Annotated in this window: 21 protein-coding genes; 6 read left to right on the top strand and 15 right to left on the bottom strand. The window is 70.5% G+C overall.

From position 1 onward, the window contains the following. Positions 1-44: 44 nt before the first annotated feature. The 7 genes from lepB (ABZS54_RS10910) to rpsP form a co-directional block, all read right to left on the bottom strand. Positions 45-1,025 (bottom strand): signal peptidase I, encoded by a 981-nt coding sequence (lepB, locus tag ABZS54_RS10910; RefSeq protein WP_355533461.1) that lies wholly within the window; start codon positions 1,023-1,025, stop codon positions 45-47. 130 nt (positions 1,026-1,155) lie between these two features. Further along, on the bottom strand, positions 1,156-2,046 hold the full coding sequence (gene lepB, locus ABZS54_RS10905) for a signal peptidase I (RefSeq protein WP_355533371.1): 891 nt from the start codon (positions 2,044-2,046) through the stop codon (positions 1,156-1,158). Positions 2,047-2,315: 269 nt separating this feature from the next. Beyond that, complete coding sequence (gene rplS / locus ABZS54_RS10900; protein WP_355533368.1) at positions 2,316-2,675, bottom strand: 50S ribosomal protein L19; 360 nt, start codon at positions 2,673-2,675, stop codon at positions 2,316-2,318. A gap of 153 nt (positions 2,676-2,828) precedes the next feature. Next, positions 2,829-3,647, bottom strand: a complete 819-nt coding sequence (gene trmD / locus ABZS54_RS10895; protein ID WP_355533365.1) for a tRNA (guanosine(37)-N1)-methyltransferase TrmD — start codon at positions 3,645-3,647, stop codon at positions 2,829-2,831. Further along, positions 3,644-4,363: a ribosome maturation factor RimM gene (gene rimM, locus ABZS54_RS10890; RefSeq protein ID WP_355533362.1), complete on the bottom strand. Its 720-nt coding sequence runs from the start codon at positions 4,361-4,363 to the stop codon at positions 3,644-3,646. The genes trmD and rimM overlap by 4 nt, the downstream gene beginning before the upstream one ends. A gap of 173 nt (positions 4,364-4,536) precedes the next feature. Then, positions 4,537-4,776 carry an RNA-binding protein gene (locus tag ABZS54_RS10885; RefSeq protein WP_020553237.1) on the bottom strand — a complete coding sequence of 80 codons (240 nt, stop codon included), beginning with the start codon at positions 4,774-4,776 and terminating at the stop codon, positions 4,537-4,539. A 2-nt stretch (positions 4,777-4,778) separates the two neighbouring features. Then, positions 4,779-5,246 (bottom strand): 30S ribosomal protein S16, encoded by a 468-nt coding sequence (gene rpsP / locus ABZS54_RS10880; RefSeq protein WP_020553238.1) that lies wholly within the window; start codon positions 5,244-5,246, stop codon positions 4,779-4,781. A gap of 261 nt (positions 5,247-5,507) precedes the next feature. Here rpsP and ABZS54_RS10875 point away from each other — a divergent pair, with 261 nt between their 5' ends. Continuing rightward, entirely contained in the window at positions 5,508-7,214 is a 1,707-nt protein-coding gene (locus ABZS54_RS10875; protein ID WP_355533358.1) for a proline--tRNA ligase, read from the top strand. A 69-nt stretch (positions 7,215-7,283) separates the two neighbouring features. On the opposite strand, the gene ABZS54_RS10870 is transcribed toward ABZS54_RS10875, so the two are convergent. The 8 genes from ABZS54_RS10870 to ABZS54_RS10835 form a co-directional block, all read right to left on the bottom strand. After that, on the bottom strand, positions 7,284-8,186 hold the full coding sequence (locus tag ABZS54_RS10870) for a LysR family transcriptional regulator (RefSeq protein WP_355533355.1): 903 nt from the start codon (positions 8,184-8,186) through the stop codon (positions 7,284-7,286). 114 nt (positions 8,187-8,300) lie between these two features. Beyond that, positions 8,301-8,432: a hypothetical protein gene (locus tag ABZS54_RS10865; protein ID WP_355533352.1), complete on the bottom strand. Its 132-nt coding sequence runs from the start codon at positions 8,430-8,432 to the stop codon at positions 8,301-8,303. A gap of 70 nt (positions 8,433-8,502) precedes the next feature. Continuing rightward, on the bottom strand, positions 8,503-10,221 hold the full coding sequence (locus ABZS54_RS10860; protein ID WP_355533349.1) for an alkyl sulfatase dimerization domain-containing protein: 1,719 nt from the start codon (positions 10,219-10,221) through the stop codon (positions 8,503-8,505). Positions 10,222-10,247: 26 nt separating this feature from the next. Continuing rightward, entirely contained in the window at positions 10,248-10,811 is a 564-nt protein-coding gene (locus ABZS54_RS10855) for a GNAT family protein (protein WP_355533346.1), read from the bottom strand. Positions 10,812-10,890: 79 nt separating this feature from the next. Continuing rightward, positions 10,891-12,459, bottom strand: a complete 1,569-nt coding sequence (gene ffh, locus ABZS54_RS10850; RefSeq protein ID WP_355533343.1) for a signal recognition particle protein — start codon at positions 12,457-12,459, stop codon at positions 10,891-10,893. Positions 12,460-12,728: 269 nt separating this feature from the next. Next, on the bottom strand, positions 12,729-15,059 hold the full coding sequence (locus ABZS54_RS10845; RefSeq protein ID WP_355533340.1) for a [protein-PII] uridylyltransferase: 2,331 nt from the start codon (positions 15,057-15,059) through the stop codon (positions 12,729-12,731). 130 nt (positions 15,060-15,189) lie between these two features. Continuing rightward, on the bottom strand, positions 15,190-15,528 hold the full coding sequence (locus ABZS54_RS10840; RefSeq protein ID WP_355533337.1) for a P-II family nitrogen regulator: 339 nt from the start codon (positions 15,526-15,528) through the stop codon (positions 15,190-15,192). Next, a complete protein-coding gene (locus ABZS54_RS10835) occupies positions 15,525-16,838 on the bottom strand; it encodes an ammonium transporter (protein ID WP_355533334.1) in 1,314 nt (437 codons plus the stop codon). Before ABZS54_RS10835 ends, ABZS54_RS10840 begins: the two co-directional genes overlap by 4 nt. A 614-nt stretch (positions 16,839-17,452) precedes the next feature. Between ABZS54_RS10835 and ABZS54_RS10830 the strand changes: the two genes are divergently transcribed. From ABZS54_RS10830 to ABZS54_RS10810, 5 genes are all read left to right on the top strand, one after another. Further along, positions 17,453-18,403, top strand: a complete 951-nt coding sequence (locus tag ABZS54_RS10830; protein ID WP_355533331.1) for an ABC transporter permease — start codon at positions 17,453-17,455, stop codon at positions 18,401-18,403. Next, the gene (locus tag ABZS54_RS10825; protein ID WP_355533328.1) at positions 18,400-19,326 is read left to right on the top strand and encodes an ABC transporter permease; all 927 of its coding nucleotides are present in this window, start codon (positions 18,400-18,402) and stop codon (positions 19,324-19,326) included. Before ABZS54_RS10830 ends, ABZS54_RS10825 begins: the two co-directional genes overlap by 4 nt. 132 nt (positions 19,327-19,458) lie before the next feature. Continuing rightward, positions 19,459-20,526: an ABC transporter ATP-binding protein gene (locus ABZS54_RS10820; protein WP_355533458.1), complete on the top strand. Its 1,068-nt coding sequence runs from the start codon at positions 19,459-19,461 to the stop codon at positions 20,524-20,526. After that, entirely contained in the window at positions 20,523-21,980 is a 1,458-nt protein-coding gene (locus ABZS54_RS10815; protein ID WP_355533325.1) for an oligopeptide/dipeptide ABC transporter ATP-binding protein, read from the top strand. The genes ABZS54_RS10820 and ABZS54_RS10815 overlap by 4 nt, the downstream gene beginning before the upstream one ends. A gap of 208 nt (positions 21,981-22,188) precedes the next feature. After that, complete coding sequence (locus tag ABZS54_RS10810; protein ID WP_355533322.1) at positions 22,189-23,790, top strand: ABC transporter substrate-binding protein; 1,602 nt, start codon at positions 22,189-22,191, stop codon at positions 23,788-23,790. The last annotated feature ends 199 nt before the right edge of the window (positions 23,791-23,989 follow it).

Raw genomic sequence — 23,989 nt, 5'->3', positions numbered from 1 at the left:
CACCCGCCCACGATCGTCGTCTCCACCAGCGGATCGCGCTCCGATCACGACTTCCCCCATGGCGCCTCCTCGTACCCGTGCAGGCCGGACGGCACCCGGTCGGGGCTGTCCACCGGCTGCCCACAGCTCTGTCTTGATGATTTCCGACCCGTGCCGCGCACGTTGCCGGGTCGATGTCGGCCCCAGGGGTCCGGCATGCGCCGGCGCGAGCGTACACGTCGGCGTAGCAGGACCAGCGGAACCGCACCCACCATTCCCATAACGACCGGGGTGGGCGGGGGAATCGCAACCGACAGGGCTTTGTTCCCGAACGTTTCCGGAACGGGCAGTCGATGCGCCCGGCCGAACGGCCAGGCCACCACGACGGCCCGGCCGACCACATCGCTCTCCGGGATCGTGCCCTGATAGGGCCGATCCATATGTGCCCGCGAGTCGGCCGAGTCACCGCGATGGTCGCCCATCACCCACAACCGACCCTTGGGCACGGTCACACTGAATCTCTTCTCCGAGGGCGCGTTGCCCCGGTACAGGTACGGCTCGTCCAAGGGGACACCGTTGACGGTGATCCGGCCGGAGGGGTCGCAGCAGGCCACCGTGTCGCCGCCGACCCCGATCACCCGCTTGATCAGGTCCTGTTCGTCGTCCGAGGGCAACATGCCGACGAACACCAGGCCCTGCTTGATCTGTTTGAGCCCGGGCGGCGGGTCGTCCGACTTCTTGTCGCCCAACCACCCGCCCGGATCCGGGAAGACCACCACCTCGCCGCGTTCGGGGGTCCACCCGAACCACGGCGAGAACTTGTCCACCAGCACCCGGTCGCCGACGTTGATGGTGTGCTCCATCGAACCGGACGGAATGTAGAACGCCTGCACGAGGAAGGTCTTGATGAGCAGCGCGAGCGCGAGCGCGATCACCGCCAGCATCGGCAACTCGCGCCATAGCGGCACCACCTTCTCCTTGCGCCGCGAGCGCCGGCCGCGCCGCCGCCGCTTGGGTGCGCCCACCTCGACCGAGGGGGCGGCGATCGGCGGTTCGGCCTCGCCGAGCACCACCGCGGCGGCCGGTGCCGCAGGCGAAGCGCCGGGGGCATGCGCACGCGTGGCCGGCCCGGACGTGCCGGTGTCGGCGGCGCGGCCGCCCTTGGGCTTGCCGCGCTTACCCACGACGGTCGAAGTCCGACTGCTCGAACGTCCTCGGCCGGTCCGCGCCCTGGATCCGACCGAACGGCCAGATGATCCACTGCGCCCGCCCGATCACCCGGCGCTCGGGCACCATGCCGCCGCCCGGGTCGCCGAGGTGGTCGCGCGAGTCGGCCGAGTTGCTGCGGTGGTCGCCCATGACCCACAGCTTGCCCTTGGGCACCTCGGCTTCGAAGGGGAAGTCCGAGGGCTTGTCACCCGGATGCAGATAGTCGCCCTCGTCGAGCGGCACGCCGTTGACGGTGACCCGACCCTGCGCGTCACAACACTTGACCACGTCGCCGCCGATCCCGATCACCCGCTTGACGAAGTCGCTGTCGTCCGGGTTCGTGAAGCCGAACACCCCACCGAGCTTGCGCAGTGCGCCGGTCACCGGGTTGGGCTTGTCGGTGTCCTCGGGCGTGAACGAGCCGCGTCCGTCGAAGACGATCATGTCGCCGCGTCGGATGTCCCCGAATCGGTAGGCGAGTTTGTTGACCAGGACCCGGTCGCCGACCTGCAGCGTGTTCTCCATCGAACCGCTCGGGATCACGAACGGCTGGGCCACCCACGAGTTCACCGCGAGCACGACCACCATCGCCACCGCGACCAGGAGTGGCAGTTCGACCCACGCGGGCATCCGCCGCCGGCGCGGCGCGGGGAGCGCGTCGTCGGGGTCGTCGGCCTTGTCGTCATCGGTGTCGGCGGTGTCGGCGACGGCGTCCGCCGGCTCGACGGGCTCGTCCCGCTCCGCCGCCGAATCGCGGTCGGAATCGGGGACGGAGTCGGCGGCGACGCGCGCGTCCGCGGCGAGCTCCGGGGCGGCTGCGGGTACGGGGTCCGCAGCCGAAGCCGGGGTCCGGTTCACGGCCGAATCCTTTACCAGGATTGGAGACTTCACCGCCTCCGTGACCGTCGCGACGGCCCCCTCGGAGCCGCTCTCGTCGCCGTCCGCGCTCCGTGCCTGCCCCGAGACACGCGAAGGCCGCGCCTCCACGACCTCGGTGGACGAGGTACCGGCGGATTCCTCCGCCGTGGAGGCACGGCCTTTGCTCTGCTCTGCGTCGTCCATCGCGAACGAGCCTAGCGTCCGGGTCGCGTCGACATGGCCGAGGCACCCCGGGTGGAACGTACGGGTCAGCGGCCCGGACGGTCCGTGCGCTTCTCCTTGATCTTCGCGGCCTTGCCGCGCAGGTCGCGCATGTAGTACAGCTTCGCGCGACGGACCGCACCGCGGGTGACCAGCTCGATCTTCTCGATCACCGGGGTGTGCACCGGGAAGGTGCGCTCCACGCCGACGCCGTAGCTGACCTTGCGGACCGTGAAGGTCTCGCGCACGCCGTCACCCTGGCGACGCAGGACGAAGCCCTGGAAGACCTGGACGCGGGACTTGTTGCCTTCGATGACTCGCACGTGCACCTTGAGGGTGTCACCGGAACGGAAGTCCGGGACGTCGTCCCGCAGGGATGCGGCATCGATGTGGTCGAGCTTGTTCATCTCGCGTCGCTTTCTCGTGGGTGCCACAGGTCACCCACGGGTTTCGTGGTCACAGGTGTGGGGTCGCCGCTCCCGAGTGGCGCTCCCCCTGTGGCAGGGGTGCCGTCCGACTCCCGGGGAACCCGGTCCGGATCGGGACATGGCAACAGCGTCTCAGTCTGCCACAGGTGTATCGGCCGGCTGAAACCGGCCGTCCCGCTCGACCCAGCCCAGCTCGGCGAGGGTGGCCCGGTCCTTCTTGTCCACGGCCGCCGGGTCGATCCGGGCGATCAGGTCGGGCCGGTGTGCGGCGGTGCGGCGCAGCGCCTCGTCCCGCCGCCAGCGGGCGATCGCGCCGTGGTTCCCGGACACCGTGATCGGTGGCACCTCGCGGCCGCGCCACTGTGCGGGCTTGGTGTACACCGGTCCCTCGAGCAGGTTGGCCATCGCACCCGGTGCGAACGAGTCGTCCCGGTGCGACTCGGCATTGCCGAGCACGCCGGGCAGCAGCCGAGCCACCGCCTCGACCATGACCAGCACGGCCACTTCGCCGCCGGCGAGCACATAGTCGCCGATGGACACCTCGTCCACCCGCATCCGGGTCGCCGCCTCGTCGAGCACCCGCCGGTCGATGCCCTCGTACCGGGCCGGCGCGAACAGCAGCCACGGCTCCTCGGCCAATTCGACCGCGAGATCCTGGGTGAACGGCCGCCCGGACGGGGTCGGCACGATCATCCGCGGCACCGATGCCGCCGCGCTCGCGCCGCGCTCCAGCACCGCGTCCAGCGCGAGGCCCCACGGTTCGGGCTTCATCACCATGCCGGGGCCGCCGCCGTACGGAGTGTCGTCGACGGTCTTGTGCACGTCGTACGTCCAGTCCCGCAGTTGGTGCAGGTGTACGTCGATCAGCCCCTTGGCACACGCCTTGCCCACCAGGGAGACGTCCAGCGGTGCGAGGTATTCGGGGAAGATCGTGACGACGTCGATCCTCACGAGGGGTCCTGCTCGGGCTCCGCCTTCGACTGCGGCGTCGACCCCGGCTCGGGCTTCGCGTCGGGCTCCGGCTTCGCCGCGGCCCGGGCGGCCTTCGCCTCGGCGCGTTCGGCGGCCGTGAGCTTCTTCGGCTTGGTCTTCTTCGGCTTGCGCTCACGCGGCTCGGTCTCGCCCGCCTCCGGGTCCGGCACCGCGAGCACCGCGTTCTCCGCGTCCAGCAGACCCGGTGGCGGAGTGATCACCGCGCGCTGGTTCTCCAGGTCGATCTCCGGGACGATCTGGTGCACGAACGGGATCATCACCTCGCGACCGTCCGACCGGCGGACCATGAACAGGTCCTGCGAGGGCAGGTGGACGACCTCGGTCAGTTCGCCGATCGCCTCGCCGTCCGCGGTGACCACGTCGAGCCCGATCAGCTGGTGGTCGTAGTACTCCTCGGGGTCCTCGGGCAGTTCCTCGGGGTCGACCTCGGCGATCAGCAGCGTGTTGCGCAGCGCCTCGGCGCCGCTGCGGGTGGTCACGCCCTCGATGGTGAGCAGCAGCCGGCCGCTGTGCACCCGGCCGTCGGCGATGGTCAACGGACCGACCGACGGGGGATCCGTCATCAGCACCGCGCCGGGTGCGAGCCGCACTTCGGGCTCGTCGGTGCGGACCTCGACGGTCACCTGGCCCTTGATGCCGTGCGCCTTGCCGATACGGCCGACCACAAGCTGCACCTGCGACTCCTCGATCTCTGCCCCGAGTGGGACCTCGTGCCCGGGGCAGGAGGGAAAATGCCACGAAGCCGGAAATGCCAAGACTGCGTATGCCCGGACTGCATATGCCAAGAAGCTGCCCGGCGGAAAGCTCCGCCGGGCAGCTCCCGGTTGGACGGTGATGTCCGAGTACGTCAGCGAACCTGGTCGACGTCGACGAGGTCGACGCGGACTCCCCGGCCGCCGAGCGCGGTCACGACGGTGCGCAGCGCACGCGCGGTGCGACCGCCTCGACCGATGACCTTCCCGAGGTCTTCGGGGTGGACCCGAACCTCGAGAATGCGGCCGCGGCGGAGATTACGCGCCCGTACCTTGACCTCGTCCGGATGCTCGACGATGCCCTTGACCAAGTGTTCGAGGGCTTCCTCGAGCACGGTCAGCCCTCGTTAGCGGCGGTCTCGGCGGCGGCTTCGCCCTCGGCGGCCGGAGTCTCGGTCTCGGCGGCGGCCTCGACCTTCTTCTCCTTCTTGGCCTTCGGCGTGGTGGCGCCGTCCTTGGGCTCGTCCATCGCCTCACGGGCGGCGGCCTCGAAGAGCGACTTCTTGTCGGCCTTCTCCGCGGCGACGAGCAGCGGGGCCGGGGCCGGCAGACCCTTGTACTTCTGCCAGTCGCCGGTGAGCTTGAGGATGTGCGCGACCGGCTCGGTCGGCTGCGCGCCGACACCCAGCCAGTAGAGCGCCCGCTCGGAGTCGACCTCGATGCGCGAGGGGTTCTCCATCGGGTGGTAGATACCGATCTCCTCGATCGCCCGACCGTCACGCTTGGTGCGGGCGTCGGCGACGACGATGCGGTAGTGGGGCGAACGGATCTTGCCCAGGCGCTTCAGCTTGATCTTGACTGCCACGAGAGTGGTGTCTCCTGCATCTTGACGTGGGTGAACAGCCGGCATTCACGTGGGGACATGAAGCTCGGCTGATCGTGGACACGGTAAGCATGCGGAGAGAGGGTCCGGCAATGCCCCGGGTACTCAGCTGGCCATTCTGCCAGACTTCCGGCCCGCGGCCAAAGCCGGGCGTGAACTCGGGTGGCCGAGGTACGCGCGGCTTTTAGAATGCAAGCCGCATCGCCCTTCTCCCTCTTCCAGTAGTTAGGTCGCCACGGTCTCATGCGTTGGTCCGAACTGTACGTACCCACCCTCCGCCAGGACCCCGCCGACGCCGACGCGGTCAGCCACCGTCTGCTCGTGCGCGCGGGGTACATCCGGCAGCTGATGGCCGGCCACTACTCGCTGCTGCCGCTCGCGGTACGGGTGCGCGCGAAGGTCGTCGCGATCATCCGCGAGGAGATGAACCGGATCGGCTCGCAGGAAATGATCCTGCCGACCATGCACCCGGCCGAGATCTGGCACAAGAGCGGTCGCTGGGAAGTCATGGGCGACGAGATGTTCCGGCTCAAGGACCGCAAGGGCTCGGACCTCGCGCTGGGCATGACGCACGAGGAGATCTTCACCACCCTCGCGCACGAGCTCAGCTCCTACCGCGACCTGCCGCAGACCTGGTACCAGTTCCAGACCAAGTTCCGCGACGAGCCGCGGCCCAAGAGCGGCCTGATCCGGGTGCGCGAGTTCACCATGAAGGACTCCTACAGCTTCGACCTGGACGCCGAGGGGCTGGACCGCTCGTTCGAGGCGCACCGGCAGGCGTACGTGCGGATCTTCCAGCGCCTGGGCATCCCGGCGATCGCCGTGCAGGCGTCCAGCGGCACCATGGGCGGCAGCGGCTCGACCGAGTTCATGTGCCCGTCGGCGGCCGGCGAGGACCTCGTCGTGCACTGCCCGAAGTGCGACTACGCGGCCAACGTCGAGAAGGCCACATCGCGGCTCGCGGCGATCGAGGACGGCGCCGGACTCGACGCGCCGGAGCGGTTCGACACCCCCGGCATCAAGACCATCGAGAACCTGACCAAGGCGCACGGCGTGCCGGCCGACCGGCAGATCAAGACGCTGGTCTACATGGTCGGCGGGCAGCTCACCCTGGCCCTGCTGCGCGGCGACCACGCGCTGGTCGAGCAGAAGCTGATCGACACCACCGGCTCCACCGACGTGCGCCCGGCCACCCCGGACGAGATCAAGGCCGCGCTCGGCGCCTACCCGGGCAGCCTGGGCGGGGTCGGCGTGCGCGACCTGCCGATCCTGGCCGACCAGGCGCTGCGCGGTCGTCGGGACATGGTCACCGGCGCCAACGTCGACAAGGTGCACGTGCGTGGCGTGGACGTCGAGCGGGACATCGCCGTGGGCACCTGGGCCGACCTGCGCGAGGTGGTGGCCGGCGAGCCGTGTCCCACGTGCGGCACCGGCCTGGAGGTCGAGCAGACCGTCGAGATCGGTCACATCTTCAAGCTCGGCTACAAGTACACCGAGGCTCTCGGCGTGAACGTGCTGGGCGCGGACGGCGAGCGGGTCACCCCGATCATGGGCAGCTACGGCATCGGCGTCGAGCGCGCGATGGCCGCGGTCGTGGAGACGCACCACGACAAGAACGGCATCGTCTGGCCGATCGCGGTGGCGCCGTTCGAGGTCGCGGTCGCGCTTCTCGACGTGGACGACGAGAAGTCGCGCACCACGGCCGAGGAGATCCACACCGAACTGCTCCGGCAGCGGGTGGACACGATCCTGGACGACCGCGCCGAGCGTCCCGGGGTGAAGTTCAAGGACATCGAGCTGGTCGGCATCCCGTTCCGGGTCACCGTCGGCGCCCGCAGCCTGGCCGAGGGCAACGTGGAGATCGTCTCCCGGGCGAGCGGCGAGAAGGCGCTGGTCCCGGTCGCCGAGGCGGTCGAATACGTGCGCAAGCTGGTCCTCGACGCGAGCTGACCTCGCTTCCGGCTCCCCGCCGAGTGCCCCGCCGAGTCGATCGGCGGGGCACTCGCGTTCGGTCGTCCGTCAGGCCGACCGTTCCGGGCGGCGGCCGAAGGCGTGTTCGGCCAGGAGGTCGGCGAAGGATGTGGTGAGCGGGTCGGGGCGGGTGCGGGTGTAGGCGGTGAGGACTCGGCGCACGGGTGGGTCCGGGCGCAGCAGGACGCCGTCGAAGCCGGGCTGCACGATGTCCGCCGGAACCAGCGTCGGACCCAGTCCGGCGGCGGCCAACAGCGGTGCGGCGGCGGTCTGTTCGGCGCGGACGGCGACCGCCGGGTGGAAGCCGGCCGCACCACAGACCCGGTCGAGCAGCTCGGCCAGGCCGTTGCCCGGGGCGAAGTGCACCCAGGAGCGGCCGGCGAGCGCCGCGAGCGCGATGGTGCCGTCGGCGTCGATCGCCGCCGGATCGTCGGCGGCGAGCACCACGACGAACTCCTCGACGCCCAGGTCGCGTACCGGCCCGGGCCAGGACTCGGGCGTCGGGCCGATGGCCAGGTCGGCCCGGCCCGCCGCCATCGCGGCCCGGAGTTCGTCGGTGTGCGCGTACTCGCGCAGCCGGATCCGCACGCCCGGCTGCCGGCGTCGCCAGGCGCGGAGCACGGGCGGCAGGATGCCCAGGCTCACCGAGTAGACCGTGGCGATCTCCAATTCGCCGCCGGCCAGCCCGGCCACGCATTGCGCCGCCGCGTGCAGGCGCTCGGTGTCGGCGAGGGTCGCCCGGGCATGCGGCAGTACGGCGCGGCCCATCGGGGTGAGCCGGATCGCGCGGGGCAGGCGTTCGAGCAGCGCGCCGCCGACGGCTTGTTCCAGGGCCCGGATCTGGTGCGACAGCGCGGGTTGGGTGACGTGCAGCAGTTCGGCGGCCCGGGTGAACGACCCCGTGTCGACCACCGTCACCAGGTATTCGAGCTGTCGTACCGTCGCCTTCATGCACGAATTTTATCGTGATGTTGTATTGCCTGCCTTGGCTGCATGCGGCACCGGGCAACCGCCCGCGCCGCACAACCCGCACCCGGTATCCCGCGCCCGCAATCCGCGACGCCGTCAGCCGAGCCCGAGCAGGGCGCACGCGGACGCCAGTTCGACCGTGCACACCTCGCGCACGTCCAGGCCGGTGAGCGTGGGCAGCACCTGCTTGAGGTTGGCCCGGGTCAGCGCGACCGGTGCGAGCGCCACGGTCGGCACCGCTCCGCAGCCACACCGCGGCACCCGAAACCCGGGTGCCGCGAGCCGGCGGTCGGCGAACTCAGCGCAGCGTGAGTTCGGTGGGCTTCTTCGGTTGTGCCGGGTCGAAGAGATCCAGCAGGGTCACCGCCCGTTCGGCTGTGCCACGCACGGTCCGGGCGTCCTCGCCGGCCAGGGCGCCGCGCAGGTCGGTGCGACCCAGGTGGAGCGATTCCACGGTTTCGCGCGGGAGTTCGAGGACCACCTCGGCGTCCGACGGGATCTCGCGCAGGAAGCGGGCCACGCCGCGGTGGATGTGCAGGGCGACCTCCTCCTCGCCGTACACACCGCCGAGCACCCGCCAGCCCAGCACGGCGTCCACGTCCAGCGCCTCCTCGGCCCGCAACCGGGTCGTGTACAACTCGATCAGCCACGCCGCCGGGATCCGGGCGACCAGATCCCTGGGCGCGAAGACCGCCGCGAAGTTGATCAGCGGCAGGATCGGCTGGATCCGGTCCTCCAACTCGTCCGCGCTGGTCAGGTACCAGTTTCGCCAGTTGATGTTGAGCTGCGCGTAGCCCAGCCGGCGAAAAGCGGCGGCCTTGACCGAGCGCGCGTCCGCGTCCTCGCGGTCGATCCGGGTCAGGTGCGTGGCCAACTCGGCCGCCCACTGGTACTCGCCCGCCGCGTACGCCCGCGTCGCCGCGTCCAGCACCGGTTCCCGGCCGCCCATCAACTCCACCGTCCGGCGCGCGTATTCGGCCCGGGGCAGCGGGTCCAGGTCCACCGGGTCGCCGCCGAACCAACCCAGGTAACCGAAGAAGATCTGCCGCACGGTGTGCTTGACCGTGCCGTAGTACTCCCGCGCGTAAGGCGCGTACGAGGCCAGGTGTTCGGGCAGTTCGACGGTCTCGGCCAACTCGTCCGGGGTCAGCCCCTCGTTCATCCGACGCACCGTCTGGTCGTGGATGTACTGGATGCAGTCCCGCTCCACCGCCAGCACCTCGGCCACCTTCGCGGCTCCCGACACCGGCTGTCCGTGGCTGGGGATCAGGTGCGCGGCCCGATGCGCGCGCAGAGCGTCGATGCTGCGCACCCACTGCATCGGATCGCGGTAGCGACAACCGCGCAGGGTATGGATGTTCGGCAGGGTCGGGCCCTGGATGGTGTCGCCGCACAGGAGCACGTCGCTGTCCGGGAGGTACACGCTGATCGCGTCGTCGGTCTCGCCGGGGTTGTGGAACAGGCGCAGCCGCACGCCCGCCACCTCGGTCTCCAACTCGTCGCCCACCAGCACCGTGGGCATCACGAACGACGGTGTGCCCACCCCCGCGTGCGGGCCGACCGCGTCGTTGACGCCCTCGGTGTCCGAGGGGCCGAGCAGGTTGCCGAGCGAGTACACCGAACGCAGGCCCATGATGTGCAGCGCGGGACCGGACTGGTCGGTCAGACTCGCCAGGAACGTCCGGTGCGCGTACACGTCCACATCCGGCGTCGCGGCCCAGTGGCTCAGCCCGTTCACATGGTCGGGGTGATGGTGGGTGACCACCACGGCCCGGACCGGCGCGTGCGGGTCGCCCAGGTGCGGGCGCAACTCCGCCTCGATCACCGCGGCCAGGTCCGCGCCGCTGCCGGTGTCGACCACCACCAGGCCGTCGGGGCCCTCGATCACCGTCGCGTTGGCCGAGGACCAGCCCACGGCGACGTGTACGTGCTCGGCCACGGTGTACACGCGCTTGGTGAAGTGCGCGGTATGGGCGGCGAGTTCGGGATGAACGGCAGGCTCGACCTCGTACGTCATGGCCGGGCAGCCTGCCATGTCCGGCGCTACGAGGGAAGAATCGTCTTCTCCGCCCCGGGCCACTCCTCCGAGGTCAGCGCGAACCGCTCGTGGTCGCGCCACGCGTCGTTGAGGAAGAGCATCCGCGGGGTGAAGCCCTCGTGTCGAAAGCCCATCCGACGCGCGAGCGCGATCGAACCCTCGTTGCCCGGCTGCACGTTGATCTCCAGCCGGTGCAGCCCCAGGCCGTCCGCCGCGAACACCCGATCGATCACCAGGGCGAGCGCCTCGGTCATCCGCCCGGTGCCCGCGTACGGCTTGTACGCGTCGTAGCCGAGCGAGGCGTTGCAAAAGCGCGAGCGCACGATGTTCGAGACGTTGACCCGGCCGACCAGGCCGGCGTCGGCGAGATCCACCACCAGGAACGTGCGGAAGGTGTCGCTTTGTCGGCGGATCAGGTCCGGCAGGTCGTCCGGGTCGGACGGATTCCAGCGCGCGATGTGGTCCGAGCGGCGGATGGCCTCCGCGGACGCCGTCGCGTCCGACTCCCGCGGCGCGCGGATGCCCACGTGAGCACCGGGCACGGTGTACAGATCCACGACCCCCGTCATCTGCCTGCGTCCCTTCGTCGTGTGATCCGACCGCACCCGGGTCGTCCCCGAGTGCGGTCGTCCCGCGTCGCGTCCGAGCCTACTTCTGGCCCGGCGGCAGGAAGTTCTTGAACTCATCGGGAAGTTCGAAGTCGGCCGCGCCGCCCGCGCCGCCGCCGGCCGGCAGGCCGAACGGGTTCGCCGCGCGCTCCTCGCGCCGCGCCGCCTCGGCCGCCGCCTCCTGCTTGCGCTTCATCGGGTTGCCCGACTGGCGCTTGCCCTTGGCCTGCTTGGGCGCCTTGCCCTTCTTCTTGCCGGCGCCGCCACCCATGCCCGGCATCCCGGGCATTCCCGGCATGCCGCCGCCCTTGGCCATCTGACCCATCATCTTGCGGGCCTCGACGAACCGCTCGATCAGGTTGTTGACCGCGTTGACCTCGGTACCGGCACCCTTGGCGATCCGAGCCCGGCGCGAGCCGTTGAGGATCTTCACGTCCGCCCGCTCGGCCGGCGTCATCGACTTGATGATGGCCGCGACCCGGTCCAGGTCGCGGTCGTCGATGTTGTCGATCTGCTCCTTCATCGCGCCCATGCCGGGCAGCATGCCGAGCAGCTTCGAGATCGAGCCGAGCTTCTTGACCTGCTCCATCTGCTGGAGGAAGTCCTCCAGGGTGAAGTTGTTGCCGCCGCCGTGCAGCTTCTCGGCGGCCTTGAGCGCGAGGTCCTGGTCGTACTTGGCCTCGGCCATCTCGATCAGGCTGAGCATGTCGCCCATGCCCAGGATGCGCGAGGCCATCCGGTCCGGGTGGAAGGCATCGAACTCGTCGAGCTTCTCGCCGCTGGAGGCGAACATGATCTGCCGGCCGGTCACCGACGCGACCGACAGGGCCGCGCCGCCGCGCGCGTCGCCGTCGAGCTTGGAGAGCACCACGCCGTCGAAGCCGACGCCGTCGAGGAACGCCTGCGCGGTGACCACCGCGTCCTGACCGATCATCGCGTCGACGACGAACAGGATCTCGTCCGGCTTGACCGCGTCCCGGATGTCCGCGGCCTGCTGCATCATCTCGGCGTCGATGCCCAGGCGGCCGGCGGTGTCCACCACGACCACGTCGTACTGCTTCGTCTTGGCGAACTCGATCGAGTCGCGGGCGACCTTGACCGGGTCGCCGACGCCGTTGCCGGGCTCGGGCGCGTAGACCGCGACGCCGGCCCGCTGGGCGACCACGGAGAGCTGGTTGACCGCGTTGGGGCGCTGGAGGTCGCAGGCCACCAGGAGCGGCTGGTGCTTCTGCTCCGCGAGCCACTTGCCCAGCTTGCCCGCCAGGGTGGTCTTGCCCGCGCCCTGGAGGCCGGCGAGCATGATCACCGTCGGGCCGGTCTTGGCGAAGCGCAGCCGGCGGGTCTCGCCACCGAGGATCCCGACGAGTTCCTCGTTGACGATCTTGACGATCTGCTGGGCCGGGTTGAGCGCACCCGACACCTCGGCGCCCCGGGCGCGCTCCTTGACGCGTCCGATGAACTCGCGGACCACCGGGAGTGCCACGTCGGCCTCCAGGAGGGCGACGCGGATCTCGCGCGCGGTGGCGTCGATGTCGGCTTCGGAAAGCCGCCCCTTGCCGCGAAGGTTCTTGAAGGTCGCTGCGAGGCGGTCGGAGAGAGTGTCGAACACGTCGGCAGAGGTCCTTCGTCAGATACGGGTGGTGTCGGCCCCAGCCTAACCGCCCGCCGAGCGGTCGTGACGGGGGCACGCGTCCGGGATTCCGCCGCGGACGCCGTGACCGGCGCCGTTCGCCCCCTCGCCGGTTCGGGCGCGGGTGCCGTGGCCGATCCCGGCGCGGATGCCGCGGTCGCTTCCCGCGCGAGTACCTTGGCCGATTCCGGCGCGAGTGTCTCGGACCGCGGCGCGGGTGCTCCGGATCACGCCGCCGGGGTCGCGGATCACGGCGCCAGCGCCTTCTCCAGCGTCTTGGCCAGGCTCCGGGCGTCGGCGGCGGTCAGCGGGCGTCCATTCGGGGCGACCACGTAGAAGGCGTCCACCGCGTCCGCGCCGTGCGTGCCGACCCGCGCCTGACGCACACTCACCCGGGCGTCGGCGAGCGCCTTGCCGATCCGGTGCAGCAACCCGGGGCTGTCGTGCGCGCGCACCTCCAGGACGGTCGCGCTCTGCGAAGCGTCCGCGATCACCTCCACCCGGGCGGGCGCCCGGGTGGTGCCGCGCCGGGGCGGGTAGGCCGCCTCGCGCTTGGCCAGCCGGGCGGCCACGTCCAGGCCGCCGGCCAGGGCCTTGCGCACGTCCTCGCGCAGCGCGGCCGGGTCGGGCAGCCGGCCGAACTCGGTCTCCACTGTCCACACCGTGACGCCCAGGTCCTCGACCACGTCGATCGCGGCCGAGCGCACGGTGAGGCGGTGCAGCGCCAGGACGCCCGCGGACAGCGCCATCAGGCCGACCCGGTCCGCTGCGGCAATGGTCACCTCGGCGCCGAAGGGCAGCGGTTCCAGCCGCACCACCGGAAGTTCGCCGGACACCTCGGCGGTGACGATCCGCTCGGACACCATCGGGGTGGGTCGGCCGGCGAACACCGCCCTGGTCCGGGCGGCGAGGTCCCGGACCAGGGCGTCCCGCCACTCGCTCCACGCGGCGGGTCCGGTGGCGGCGGCGTCGGCTTCGGTGAGCGCGTGGAGCAGATCGAGGGTTTCCACGCTGCCCACCGCCTCGGCGAACGCCGCCACGGTGGTCGGATCGTCCAGGTCGCGCCGGGTCGCGGTGTCCACCAGGAGCAGGTGGTGACGCACCAGCGTGCCCAGCACGTCCACGTCGTTCTTGGCGAAGCCCATCCGCACGGCGGCCTCGCGCGCGATCACCTCGCCGCTCACGCTGTGATCGCCCGGCCAACCCTTGCCGATGTCGTGCAGCAGCGCGGCCACCAGGAGCAGGTCCGGCCGGGCCACCCGGCGGGTGTGCGCGGCGGCCTCGATCACGGTCTCGATCAGATGCCGGTCGACCGTGAAGCGGTGTACCGCGTTGCGCTGCGGACGACAGCGCACCCGGTCCCAGTCCGGCAACAGCCCGGTGATCAGCCGCTTGGATTCCAACGCCTCCCAGACCGGCAATACGTCCCGCCCGGCTCCGAGCAGCGACACGAACGCCTCGCGGGCGGCCGGCGGCCACGGATCGGCCAACGGCGGGCACTCGATCGCGAGCCGGTCCACGGTGTGTCGGGACAGCGGCAGGCCGGCCTGCGCGGCGGCCGCGGCGGCACGCAGCAGCAGCACCGGGTCCCGGGCCGGTTGCGCGGCCTGCGCGAGTACCGCCTCGCCCGCGTACTCGACCACGCCCTCGGCCAGCGGCGTGCGTGCGGACGCCCCCGCGCGGGCCCGGCGCAGCCGGCGTACTCCCGCGCCTGCCTCGCGCGCCGCGAGCACCCGGCGGACCTCGCGCCAGGTCACGTCGGACGCGTAGGCCAGCGCCCGGGCCGCCTCCGAGACCCGGCGCAGCAGGGTGTCCGCGTCCAGCAGGCCCAGCCGCTGGGCGACCGCGTCCTGTTCCTGGAGCAGCAGTCGATCCACGCCCCGCCCGGTGACCAGGTGCAGTGCGTCGCGCACGTCGAGCAGCGTGGCCCGCGCGGTGTCCACCTCCTCGTGCGGCGCGTCCGCGATCCACGAGGCCGAGATCGCCCGCAGCGCGGTCGCGTCGCGCAGGCCGCCGCGGGCCTCCTTGAGGTCGGGTTCGAGCAGGAAGGCGACCTCGCCGTGGCGCCGCGCGCGTTCGCGGCAGGACTCGAGCAGTTCGGGCAGCCGCTTGACCGCCGCCGCACGCCACGCGGTGAACATCGACGTGCGCAGCGCGGCCGTGAGGTCCGGATCGCCGGCGATGTGGCGGATGTCGAGCAGGCCGGTCTGCACCCGCAGGTCCTCGGCGGCGGCCCGGCGGGCCTCGTCGGGAGTGCGCACCGAGTGGTCCAGGGCGATACCCGCGTCCCACACCGGATACCAGATCGCGTCGGCGAGTTCGGTGATCCGGGCGTGGCCCTCGTGCAGCAGGACCAGGTCCAGGTCGCTGCCCGGGGACAGCTCGCGCCGGCCGTAGCCGCCGACCGCGACCAGGCACACGCCCTCGGTCGGCGCGCCCGCGCCGGTGTACAGCTCGGTCAGCCAGCGATCCGACAGCGCGCCGAGCGCCTGCCGGCGGGTCGCGCCGGTGGGGCCGGCGGGGTCGGCCAGCAGGTCGTCCCTGGCTCGGGTGTACCGCGAGGTGGCGGTCGGTTTCATGGGGCCTGCTCCCTCGTTCACACGCGCCGGCGGCGCCGGCCGCCGAGCACCGCGAGTGGTCGACACAAAGGCCGATGGCCGGACCCGTTCCCGAAGACTGCCTTCGGGGCGGGACCGACCATCGGGGGTGCTACAGGGCTTCCGGGCCGCGCTCGCCGGTGCGCACCCGGACCACGCTGTCCACCGGGACGATCCACGCCTTGCCGTCGCCGATCTTGCCGGTGCGCGCGGCCTTGACCAGGACGTCGAGCAGTTCCTCCGCGTCCTCGTCGTCCGCGACGACCTCGATGCGCAACTTCGGCACGAGGTCGACCTGGTACTCGGCGCCCCGGTAGACCTCGGTGTGGCCGCGCTGCCGGCCGTAGCCGCTCGCCTCGGTCACGGTGAGGCCGTGGACGCCGAACGCCTGGAGGGCGTTCTTCACGTCGTCGAGCCGGTGCGGCTTGATCACCGCCGTGATGAGCTTCACGCATCCACCTTCGTGTCGGCGGACGCCGCGGCGCCCGCGCCCGTAGAGGTGCCGATGCCCGCCGGCGATCGGGTGGAACCGCCGAGTGTGGCGAAGTCGTACCCGGTCTCGGCGTGCTCGACCTGGTCGATGCCGGCCACCTCGTCGTCCTCGGACACCCGGAAGCCGATGGTCTTGTGAATGACCGTGCCCAGGATGAACGTGACGACGAAGGAGTAGGCCAGGACGGCACCGACACCGATCAGCTGCTTGCCCAGCTGGTCGAAGCCCCCACCGTAGAACAGGCCCTTGGCGTCGCTCTGGACGTGCCCGGTGGCCAGGAAGCCGGGGGCGAGCGAACCGATGATGCCGCCGACCAGGTGCACACCGACCACGTCGAGCGAGTCGTCGTAGCCGAGCTTGTACTTCAGGCCGACCGCCCAGGCGCACACCGCGCCGGCGACCAGGCCCAGGGCGATCGAGCCGAGCGGGCTGAGCGCACCACACGCGGGGGTGATCGCGACCAGGCCGGCCACCGCGCCGGACGCGGCGCCCAGGGTGGTCAGGTGTCCGTCCCGGATCTTCTCCAGGAACAGCCAGCCGAGCATGGCCGCGGCGGTGGCGATCTGGGTGTTGATCAGGGCCCGGCCGGTGACGCCGTCCGCGGCGAGCCAGGAACCGGCGTTGAAGCCGAACCAGCCGAACCACAGCAGGCCGGCGCCGATCATCACCAACGGCAGGTTGTGCGGGCGCATCGGGTCACGCTTGAAGCCGACCCGCTTGCCGATCACCAGGACCAGGGCCAGCGCCGCGATACCGGCGTTGATGTGCACCGCCGTACCGCCGGCGAAGTCGATCACGCCCTTCTTGAACAACCAGCCGTCCGCGGCCCAGACCCAGTGCGCGATGGGGAAGTAGACCAGGGTGACCCAGAACGCCACGAACACGGCCCAGGCGGTGAACTTGGTGCGGTCCGCGACGGCGCCGCTGATCAGCGCCGGGGTGATGATCGCGAACATCAGCTGGAAGGCCGCGAACACCGTCACCGGAATCGTGTAGCCGTCCCACAACTCCGCGACCCCGATGTCGCGCATGCCGTACCAGTCGAGGTTCCCCACCAGGCCGCCGAAGGCGTCGGTGCTGAACGTCATCGAAAACCCGTAGAGCACCCACAGCACCGTCACGACAGCCAGGCAGATGAAGCTCATCATCAGCATGTTGAGGACGCTCTTCACGCGGACCATGCCGCCGTAGAAGAACGCCAGCCCGGGCGTCATGAGCATGACCAGTGCGGCGCTCAGGAGTACGAATGCGGTGTTACCCGTGTCCATACTCTGCCTCTCTTCTCCGTGGCCCCGGCCGACCTCCGGGAGCTCATGGAAAGGAGCTTCGGGGCGTGAGGTTTCACGCCGTGGCGCGACGTGTTTCGCCGACGTGACGCTTGCCGCACATGTGTTTCCGGCGGATGAACGTCCGCTCACGCCCACGGCCGGCCGGATCGCGCCGGTCCCGGGACCTGCGGCGGAGGGACGCGGGTCACGCGCGCGGCGGGTGTCGGGTGTCTCGCAGGTGAGCGGCGGGTGACCCACGCACAGCCCGTCGACGACATCTGACGCACCGTCAGTTAGTTGGCCTCCGCACCTTATTCCCGCAGGTCGACACGTGCCGTCGGAGGCCGCCGCTCCGGTGCGCGTCGGACGTTTTCGACCCGCTAACGGTTGCGTTGAATCCATTGACATTGATCGCGCCCACTGCCGTAATTAATCACCGCGCTTAACTGACGACCCGTCAAGGCACGTGTCACCACAGGTGATCGGCTCTGGTCGGGATTCGGCGGTTTCGCGCGAGCGCACGACGCACCACGCACCACGCACCACGCACCACCGCACGGCACGTCAACAGACCTCGTCAACCGACCAGACCAGCGAGAGGGGGTGACACCGTCGTGTTGCGCCTGCTCGGTCGCAAGTTGCTGGCCCTGATTCCGGTGCTGTTCCTGGTCACGTTCGCGACCACGGCCCTGCCCGACCTGGTGGACGGCTCACCGGTCGCCCAGATGCTCGGCCCCGGCTCCACGCCCCAGGACCTCAAGGACCTGGAGCACGAGTTCGGGTACGACAAGTCGCTGCCCGTCCGATACGTGACCTGGGTGGGCCACGCGCTCACCGGCGACCTCGGGGAGTCGCTGAAGACTCGAACCCCCGTCATGGACGGCATCACCGAGCGTTTCCCGGTGACTTTGGAACTCGCCGTCTTCGCCCTCCTCATGGCCCTGATCGTGGCCGTGCCGCTGGGCGTGTGGACGGCCGCGAAGGCGGGCGGCCGCGTCGACCGCGTGATCGGCGGCATCTCCTCGGGCCTGCTGTCGATCCCCACCTTCGTCAGCGTGTTCATCCTCGTCTACTTCTTCGCGAACCCGAAGATGATGCTCGCGTTCAAGCCGACGGGCTGGGAGTACATCTCGGTCGACTTCGCCAAGAACATCGAGTTCGCGTTCCTGCCCGCACTGGCCCTGACCCTCGCGGAGATCCCCCAGTTCCAGCGCCTGTTGCGCAGCGACATGCTCGCCACGCTCCAGGAGGACTTCATCCTGACCGCGCGGTCGAAGGGCCTGTCCACGCCGTACGTGCTCTTTCGGCACGCGCTGCGACCCTCGTCCTTCTCGCTGCTGACCGTCTCCGGCCTGACCCTGGGCCGATTGATCGGCGGCACCGTGATCGTCGAGTCCTACTTCGCCATCCCCGGGTTGGGGCAGGGCATGTACCAGGCGATCAACGGCAAGGACATCCCCGTCGTACAGGGCACGGTCGTGGTGATCGCGCTCATCTACGTGCTGTTGAACACGCTCGTGGACATCGGCTACTCCCTCATCGACCCGAGAGTGAGGGCCCGATGAGCACACTCGAAACCGCGCCCGAGCCGGCCCTGGGGGCCGCCGAACCCACCGGGCTGCGTCCCTCGCAGATCAAACGGGCAAAGAGCGGCAAGGCCCGCAAGCGGCCCAGCATCCTGCTCTGGTTCGCCATCGCGTGGATGAGCATCGTGCTGCTGGGCGCGCTGCTGAGCCTGATCGCCCCCGGCGTCTTCCCGCACGAGTACGGCAAGGCGTTCGGCGACGCGAAGCAGAAGCCCTTCGCGGCCTGGCCGGAGTTCCTCGGCACCGACGGCCTCGGCCGCAGCCACCTGACCCGGCTCGCCTTCGGCGCGCGCGTGTCGATGATCGTCGCGGTGGTGTCGGTCGTGGTCGGCGTCGTGATCGGCGGCCTGCTCGGCCTGGTCGCGGCCTACTTCCGCGGCGTCACCGAGATGATCATCGACCTCTTCTCCGACGCGCTGCTCGCCTTCCCGCCGCTGATCCTGCTGCTCGCGCTGTCCTCGGTGTACGAGCCGTCGCAGACCAGCATCACCGCCGGTCTCGCCGTGTTGACCATTCCCGGCTTCACCCGGCTGACCAAGGCGAGTGCGATCGCCCAGTCCAACCGCGAGTACGTCACGGTGGCCAAGGCGATGGGCGCGGGTCCGGGTCGGATCATCTTCAAGGAACTGTTGCCCAACACGTTCCCGGCGGTGATGTCGTACTCGGTGATCGTGATGGCGGTGCTGATCGTCGCCGAGGGCTCGCTGTCCTTCCTCGGCTTGAGCATCCCGCCGCCGATGCCCAGTTGGGGCGGCATGATCAACGCCGCCAAGGACGACCTCGCGCTGTATCCGTCCCAGGTGTTCGTGCCCTGTGGGGTGCTGTTCCTGACGGTCTTCTCACTCAACGTCATCGGCGACCGGCTGCGTGCCAAGTTCGACGTCCGCGACACCAAGCTGTAGCCGAGGGATCGACGGCGGTCCTGCCTCCCACAGGACCGCCGTCGGCCTCGTTCTTCGACCCCCTCACACAGACGGGACCGCACACATGGACGGGATCCAACAGCCGCGCGGCGCGAAGGTGGCGTGGTGACCATGGCGGAGCCGAAGACGACCGGCTCGCCCACGCCGGACGAACCACTGCTGCGGGCCACCGACCTGCGGGTGCACCTGGACACCCCGCGCGGGCTGCTCAAGGCGGTGGACGGGGTCTCCTTCAGCATCGAACGCGGCGAGACGCTCGGCCTGGTCGGCGAGTCCGGCTCGGGCAAGTCGATGCTCGTGCGCTCGCTGATGGGCATCTGCCCCTCGATCGCCAACATCCACGGCAGCGTGCGCCTGGACGGGCGCGAACTGGTCGGCGTACCGCGCAAGGAGGCCCGCAAGATCTGGGGCAACCGGATCGCGATGGTCTTCCAGGACCCGATGACCTCGCTCAACCCCGTGTTGCGGATCGACCGGCAACTCACCGAGTCGATGCGGCTGCACCTGGGCCTGGGCAAGAAGGAGGCCGGCGAGCGCGCGATCGAACTGCTCACGCTGGTCGGCATCCCCGAGCCGGTCAAGCGCGCCCGGCAGTACCCGCACCAGCTCTCCGGCGGCATGCGCCAGCGGGTGACCATCGCGATGGCGCTCGCGTGCGACCCCGACGTGCTGATCGCGGACGAGGCCACCACCGCGCTGGACGTGACCGTGCAGCGGCAGATCCTCGACCTGCTCCAGGAGATCCAGGCCGAACGCGGCATGGGCATGATCCTGGTCAGCCACGACCTGGGCGTGGTGGCCGGGCGGACCGACCAGATCGCCGTGATGTACGCCGGTCGAATGGTCGAACACTCGCCCACCGCCGACCTGTTCGCGCACCGCCGGCACCGCTACACCGAGGCCCTGCTGGGTGCCGTGCCGCGCCTGGACGTGCCCCGCGACCAGCGCCCGCGGGCGATCCCGGGCGCACCGCCGGACCTGGTCACGCTCAAGTCCGGCTGCGCGTTCGCGGCCCGCTGCACGGCGGCGGACGACCTGTGTCGCGAGGAGCGACCCGAGCTCGGCAACGAGCTCGGCGCCCATCGGTTCGCCTGCCATCACCCCGTCGGCGAGGACGTCGCCGCCGTCGAGGGTGTCGAGAGCGGGCAGCCGTCCCTGATGAAGGAGGCCTCCGCATGACCGCCGACGGCACCACGCCGGGCGCGCTCGCCCTGGACGAAAAGCCCGCCGCCGAGACCTCGACGGGCACCGACCCGCTGCTCACGGTCACCGACCTGGTCCAGCGCTTCCGGGTGCCCGGCGGGATGATGAACGCGGTCGCGGGTGTGAGCTTCGAGCTCGGGCGCGGCCGCACGCTGGGCCTGGTCGGCGAGTCCGGTTGCGGCAAGTCCACGTTGGCCCGGGCCATCCTGCAGTTGACCAAGCCGTCCGAGGGCTCGGTCCGGTTCGACGGTCAGGAACTGACCACCCTGCCCAAGGCCGGTCTGCGCACGATGCGTCGGCGGATCCAGATGGTGTTCCAGGACCCCATCTCGGCGCTGAACCCGCGCCGGAAGATCTTCGACATCGTCGCCGAGGGGCTCGTCATCTCCGGCATGCCGGCCGAGGAGATCCGCCCGCGCGTGGAGGCGGTGCTGCGCCAAGTGGGCCTGGACCCGGAGTTGGTCTCCGACCGGCGTCCGCACCAGTTCTCCGGCGGCCAGTGTCAGCGGATCGCCATCGCCCGGGCCATGGTGGTCGACCCCGACCTGCTGATCTGCGACGAGCCGGTGGCGTCTCTGGACGTGTCGGTGCAGGCGCAGGTGCTGGACCTGCTCGACGAGATGAAGACGCGCACCGGCGTGTCGATGATCTTCGTCGCGCACGACCTCGCGGTGGTGCGCAACATCAGCGACGACGTCGCCGTCATGTATCTGGGCACCATCGCCGAGACCGGCGACACCGCGGCGATCTACGACACGCCCGCGCACCCCTACACGCGCGCCCTGCTCGACGCGGTGCCCGCGCCCGACCCTGCGGCGGCGCCAACCGGGCCCTCACTCAAGGGCGAGATCCCCTCGCCGATGAACCCGCCCAGCGGCTGCCGGTTCCGCACCCGCTGCCCCATCGCGCGCGACGAGTGCGCGGCGCATGTGCCGACCCTGCGCGAGATCGCGCCGGGTCACCGGGTCGCGTGCCACTTCCCGCTGGTGGGCGAGGCCGCGGTGTTCGCGCAGACCGCTCCCGCCGTCGAGGCCGAGCCGGCGCCGACGGCCGAGCCGAAGGCGGAGGTCGAGGCGGAGGCGGAGGTCGAGGCGGAGGCGGAGGTCGAGGCGGAGGTCGAGGCGGAGGCGGAGGTCGAGGCGGAGGCGAAGGCGGAGGTCGAGCCCGAGCCGAAGGCGGAGGTCGAGCCCGAGCCGAAGGCCGAGCCCGAGCCGAAGGCCGAGCCCGAGGCCAAGTCCGAGCCTGAACCGAAGGCCGGGGCCGAGACTGAGCCGAAGCCCGTCGCCGAGGCCGAGGCTGAGCCGAAGGACGCGGCCGAGCCGGAGTCTGAGGCCGAGGCTGAGCCGAAGGACGCGGCCGAGCCCGAGCCCGAGTCGAAGGCCGAGTCGAAGGCCGAGCCCGCGAAGCCCGAGGCCGCCGAGCGAGACTGACCGCCGACACCCGACGCGGTACGGCCGACCCCGGCCGTACCGCGTCGCTGTGCGTACACGCACGTGTCCGGGTCGGCCGGACGGGGTCGAATCGGGCATCCCGTCGACGATGCGACACGTGTCGAGTTGTAGCCTCACGGCGCTGACCGCGCTCATCGCGCGGCATCCGGCCATCGGCCGGCCTGCTCCATGCTTGAGGACGTTTTCTGTGGCACACGCACGACCTTTCGCCCTTCGGGCACGCCGTCGCACCGCCGCCGTCATCGCGGCGATCGGTCTGCTGGCCGCGGCCGGCTGCGGCTCCGAGTCCGCTGAGGCCCCCAGCGCGGTGGGCACCCCCCGCGCCGGCGGCTCGCTGGACATCCTGGCCACCTCCGAGGCTCGCAGCCTCGACCCCTTCCTGCCCTCCTACGCCGCACAGGCGGACGGAAACCGGATGGCGGCCCTGTACGACAGCCTGGTCTGGACGAACCCCGTCACCGGCTCCGTGCAGCCGCAGTTGGCCGAGAGCCTGGGCCCGGTCGAGGGCAGCGGCAACAAGATCTGGAGCCTGCGGCTCCGGCCCAACCTCAAGTTCACCGACGGCACGGTCTTCGATGCCGCGGCGGTCAAGATCAACTGGGACACGCACGCGGTGCCCACCACCAAGTCGCGGCAGCGGGACGCGACGGTGGGCATGAAGAGCCAGATCGGCGCCGACGCGCTGGAGCTGCGGATCATCCTGGACAAGCCGAACGGCAACTTCGACCGTCTGGTCGCGCGCAGCCTTTCCTTCATCGCCTCGCCCAAGGCGATCGCCGAGGGCGTCGACAAGCTGGCCGAACACCCGGTCGGCGCGGGTCCGTTCATGCTGCGTCAGGGCGACTGGGTCAAGGGCGACCACCTGACCCTGGTGAAGAACCCGAACTACTGGCAGGGCCCGGCCAAGCCGTACCTGGACAGCATCACCTTCCGCTCCGAGTCCAGTGGCAGCGCGGCGGTCGACAAGGTCAGGAAGGGCAAGGCGGACGTCGCCAACGTCAGCGACGCGTTCACCTTCAAGGCCGCGCGCGACGCGGGCATCGGCATCGAGTCGCTCGCGCTCTCCGGCGGCCAGTTGCTCAGTTTCGACACGTCCGGCGGCCCCACCGCCAACCCCGAGGTGCGACGCGCGATCGTGCTGGCGCTGAGCAGCGAAGAGATCAACAGGCGTGTGTTCGGCGGCGCGGGCACCCCCGCACGCGGCATCTTCAACCAGGCCACCGCGTTGGCCAACCCGCAGCTCTCCGCACCGGAGAACAAGCCGAAGCAGGCCGCGGAGCTGTTCGCCAAGGTGACCGACAACGGCGCCAAGCCGATGCGGCTCAAGTTCTTCGCGCCCAAGAGCGGCGCGATCGACGAGCTCGGCCGGTACATGAAGGAAACGCTGGAGAAGTATCCCGGAGTCGGGGTCGACGTGGAGACCGCCGACCTGTCCGAGTTCGTCAAGCGCTCCAACCTGGCCGAGGCGTTCGACGTCAAGGTCAGCCAGCTGTTGGCCGACGACCCCGAGCCGGTGGTGTATCAGTACCTGCACAAGGGCAGCCCGAGCAACTGCTGCTTCTACGGCGAGGACGTGGTGGACAGGGCGCTCGACGACGCCCGCAATACCACCGACCCGGCCCGGCGTCGGGCCGCCTACACCCAGCTCCAGCTCCAGCTGGACCGGGACATGCCGCTGTGGGTGTACCAGGAGGCGGTCGTGGCGGGCGTGTTCCACTCCGGGGTGACCGGTGTGCAACTGTCCAACGACGGCATCTTCCTCTTCGATCGCATCGGCAAAAAGGGCTGACTGGTCATCAGAAGTACAACAGTGACCCGATCTTGATGGACCAGATCGCCGGAAGGCAGTAGAAAGAGACGGCACCCTTACCAGTCGGTTCGTGGAGGCCGGGAGTCACCTTGGTGATTCCCGGCCTTCACGTGTCTCGCCCAGGGGTCGCAGAAAGTCAAGCAACACGCACCACCGCACCACCGCACGACAGCACAGC

This window comes from Embleya sp. NPDC005575 (genome assembly GCF_040605455.1).
Classification (GTDB): Bacteria; Actinomycetota; Actinomycetes; order Streptomycetales; family Streptomycetaceae; genus Embleya.
The sequence above is the reverse complement of the archived record's forward strand: the minus strand, read 5'-3'. Positions and strand labels throughout refer to the sequence as shown.

Coding starts and splice junctions, on each gene's coding strand:
- rplS (WP_355533368.1), bottom strand. CDS start 2,675: ATGAACAAGCTCGACCACATCGATGCCGCATCCCTGCGGGACGACGTC.
- ABZS54_RS10875 (WP_355533358.1), top strand. CDS start 5,508: ATGCGTTGGTCCGAACTGTACGTACCCACCCTCCGCCAGGACCCCGCC.
- ABZS54_RS10870 (WP_355533355.1), bottom strand. CDS start 8,186: ATGAAGGCGACGGTACGACAGCTCGAATACCTGGTGACGGTGGTCGAC.
- ABZS54_RS10860 (WP_355533349.1), bottom strand. CDS start 10,221: ATGACGTACGAGGTCGAGCCTGCCGTTCATCCCGAACTCGCCGCCCAT.
- ABZS54_RS10855 (WP_355533346.1), bottom strand. CDS start 10,811: ATGACGGGGGTCGTGGATCTGTACACCGTGCCCGGTGCTCACGTGGGC.
- ABZS54_RS10845 (WP_355533340.1), bottom strand. CDS start 15,059: ATGAAACCGACCGCCACCTCGCGGTACACCCGAGCCAGGGACGACCTG.
- ABZS54_RS10835 (WP_355533334.1), bottom strand. CDS start 16,838: ATGGACACGGGTAACACCGCATTCGTACTCCTGAGCGCCGCACTGGTC.
- ABZS54_RS10825 (WP_355533328.1), top strand. CDS start 18,400: ATGAGCACACTCGAAACCGCGCCCGAGCCGGCCCTGGGGGCCGCCGAA.
- ABZS54_RS10820 (WP_355533458.1), top strand. CDS start 19,459: ATGGCGGAGCCGAAGACGACCGGCTCGCCCACGCCGGACGAACCACTG.
- ABZS54_RS10815 (WP_355533325.1), top strand. CDS start 20,523: ATGACCGCCGACGGCACCACGCCGGGCGCGCTCGCCCTGGACGAAAAG.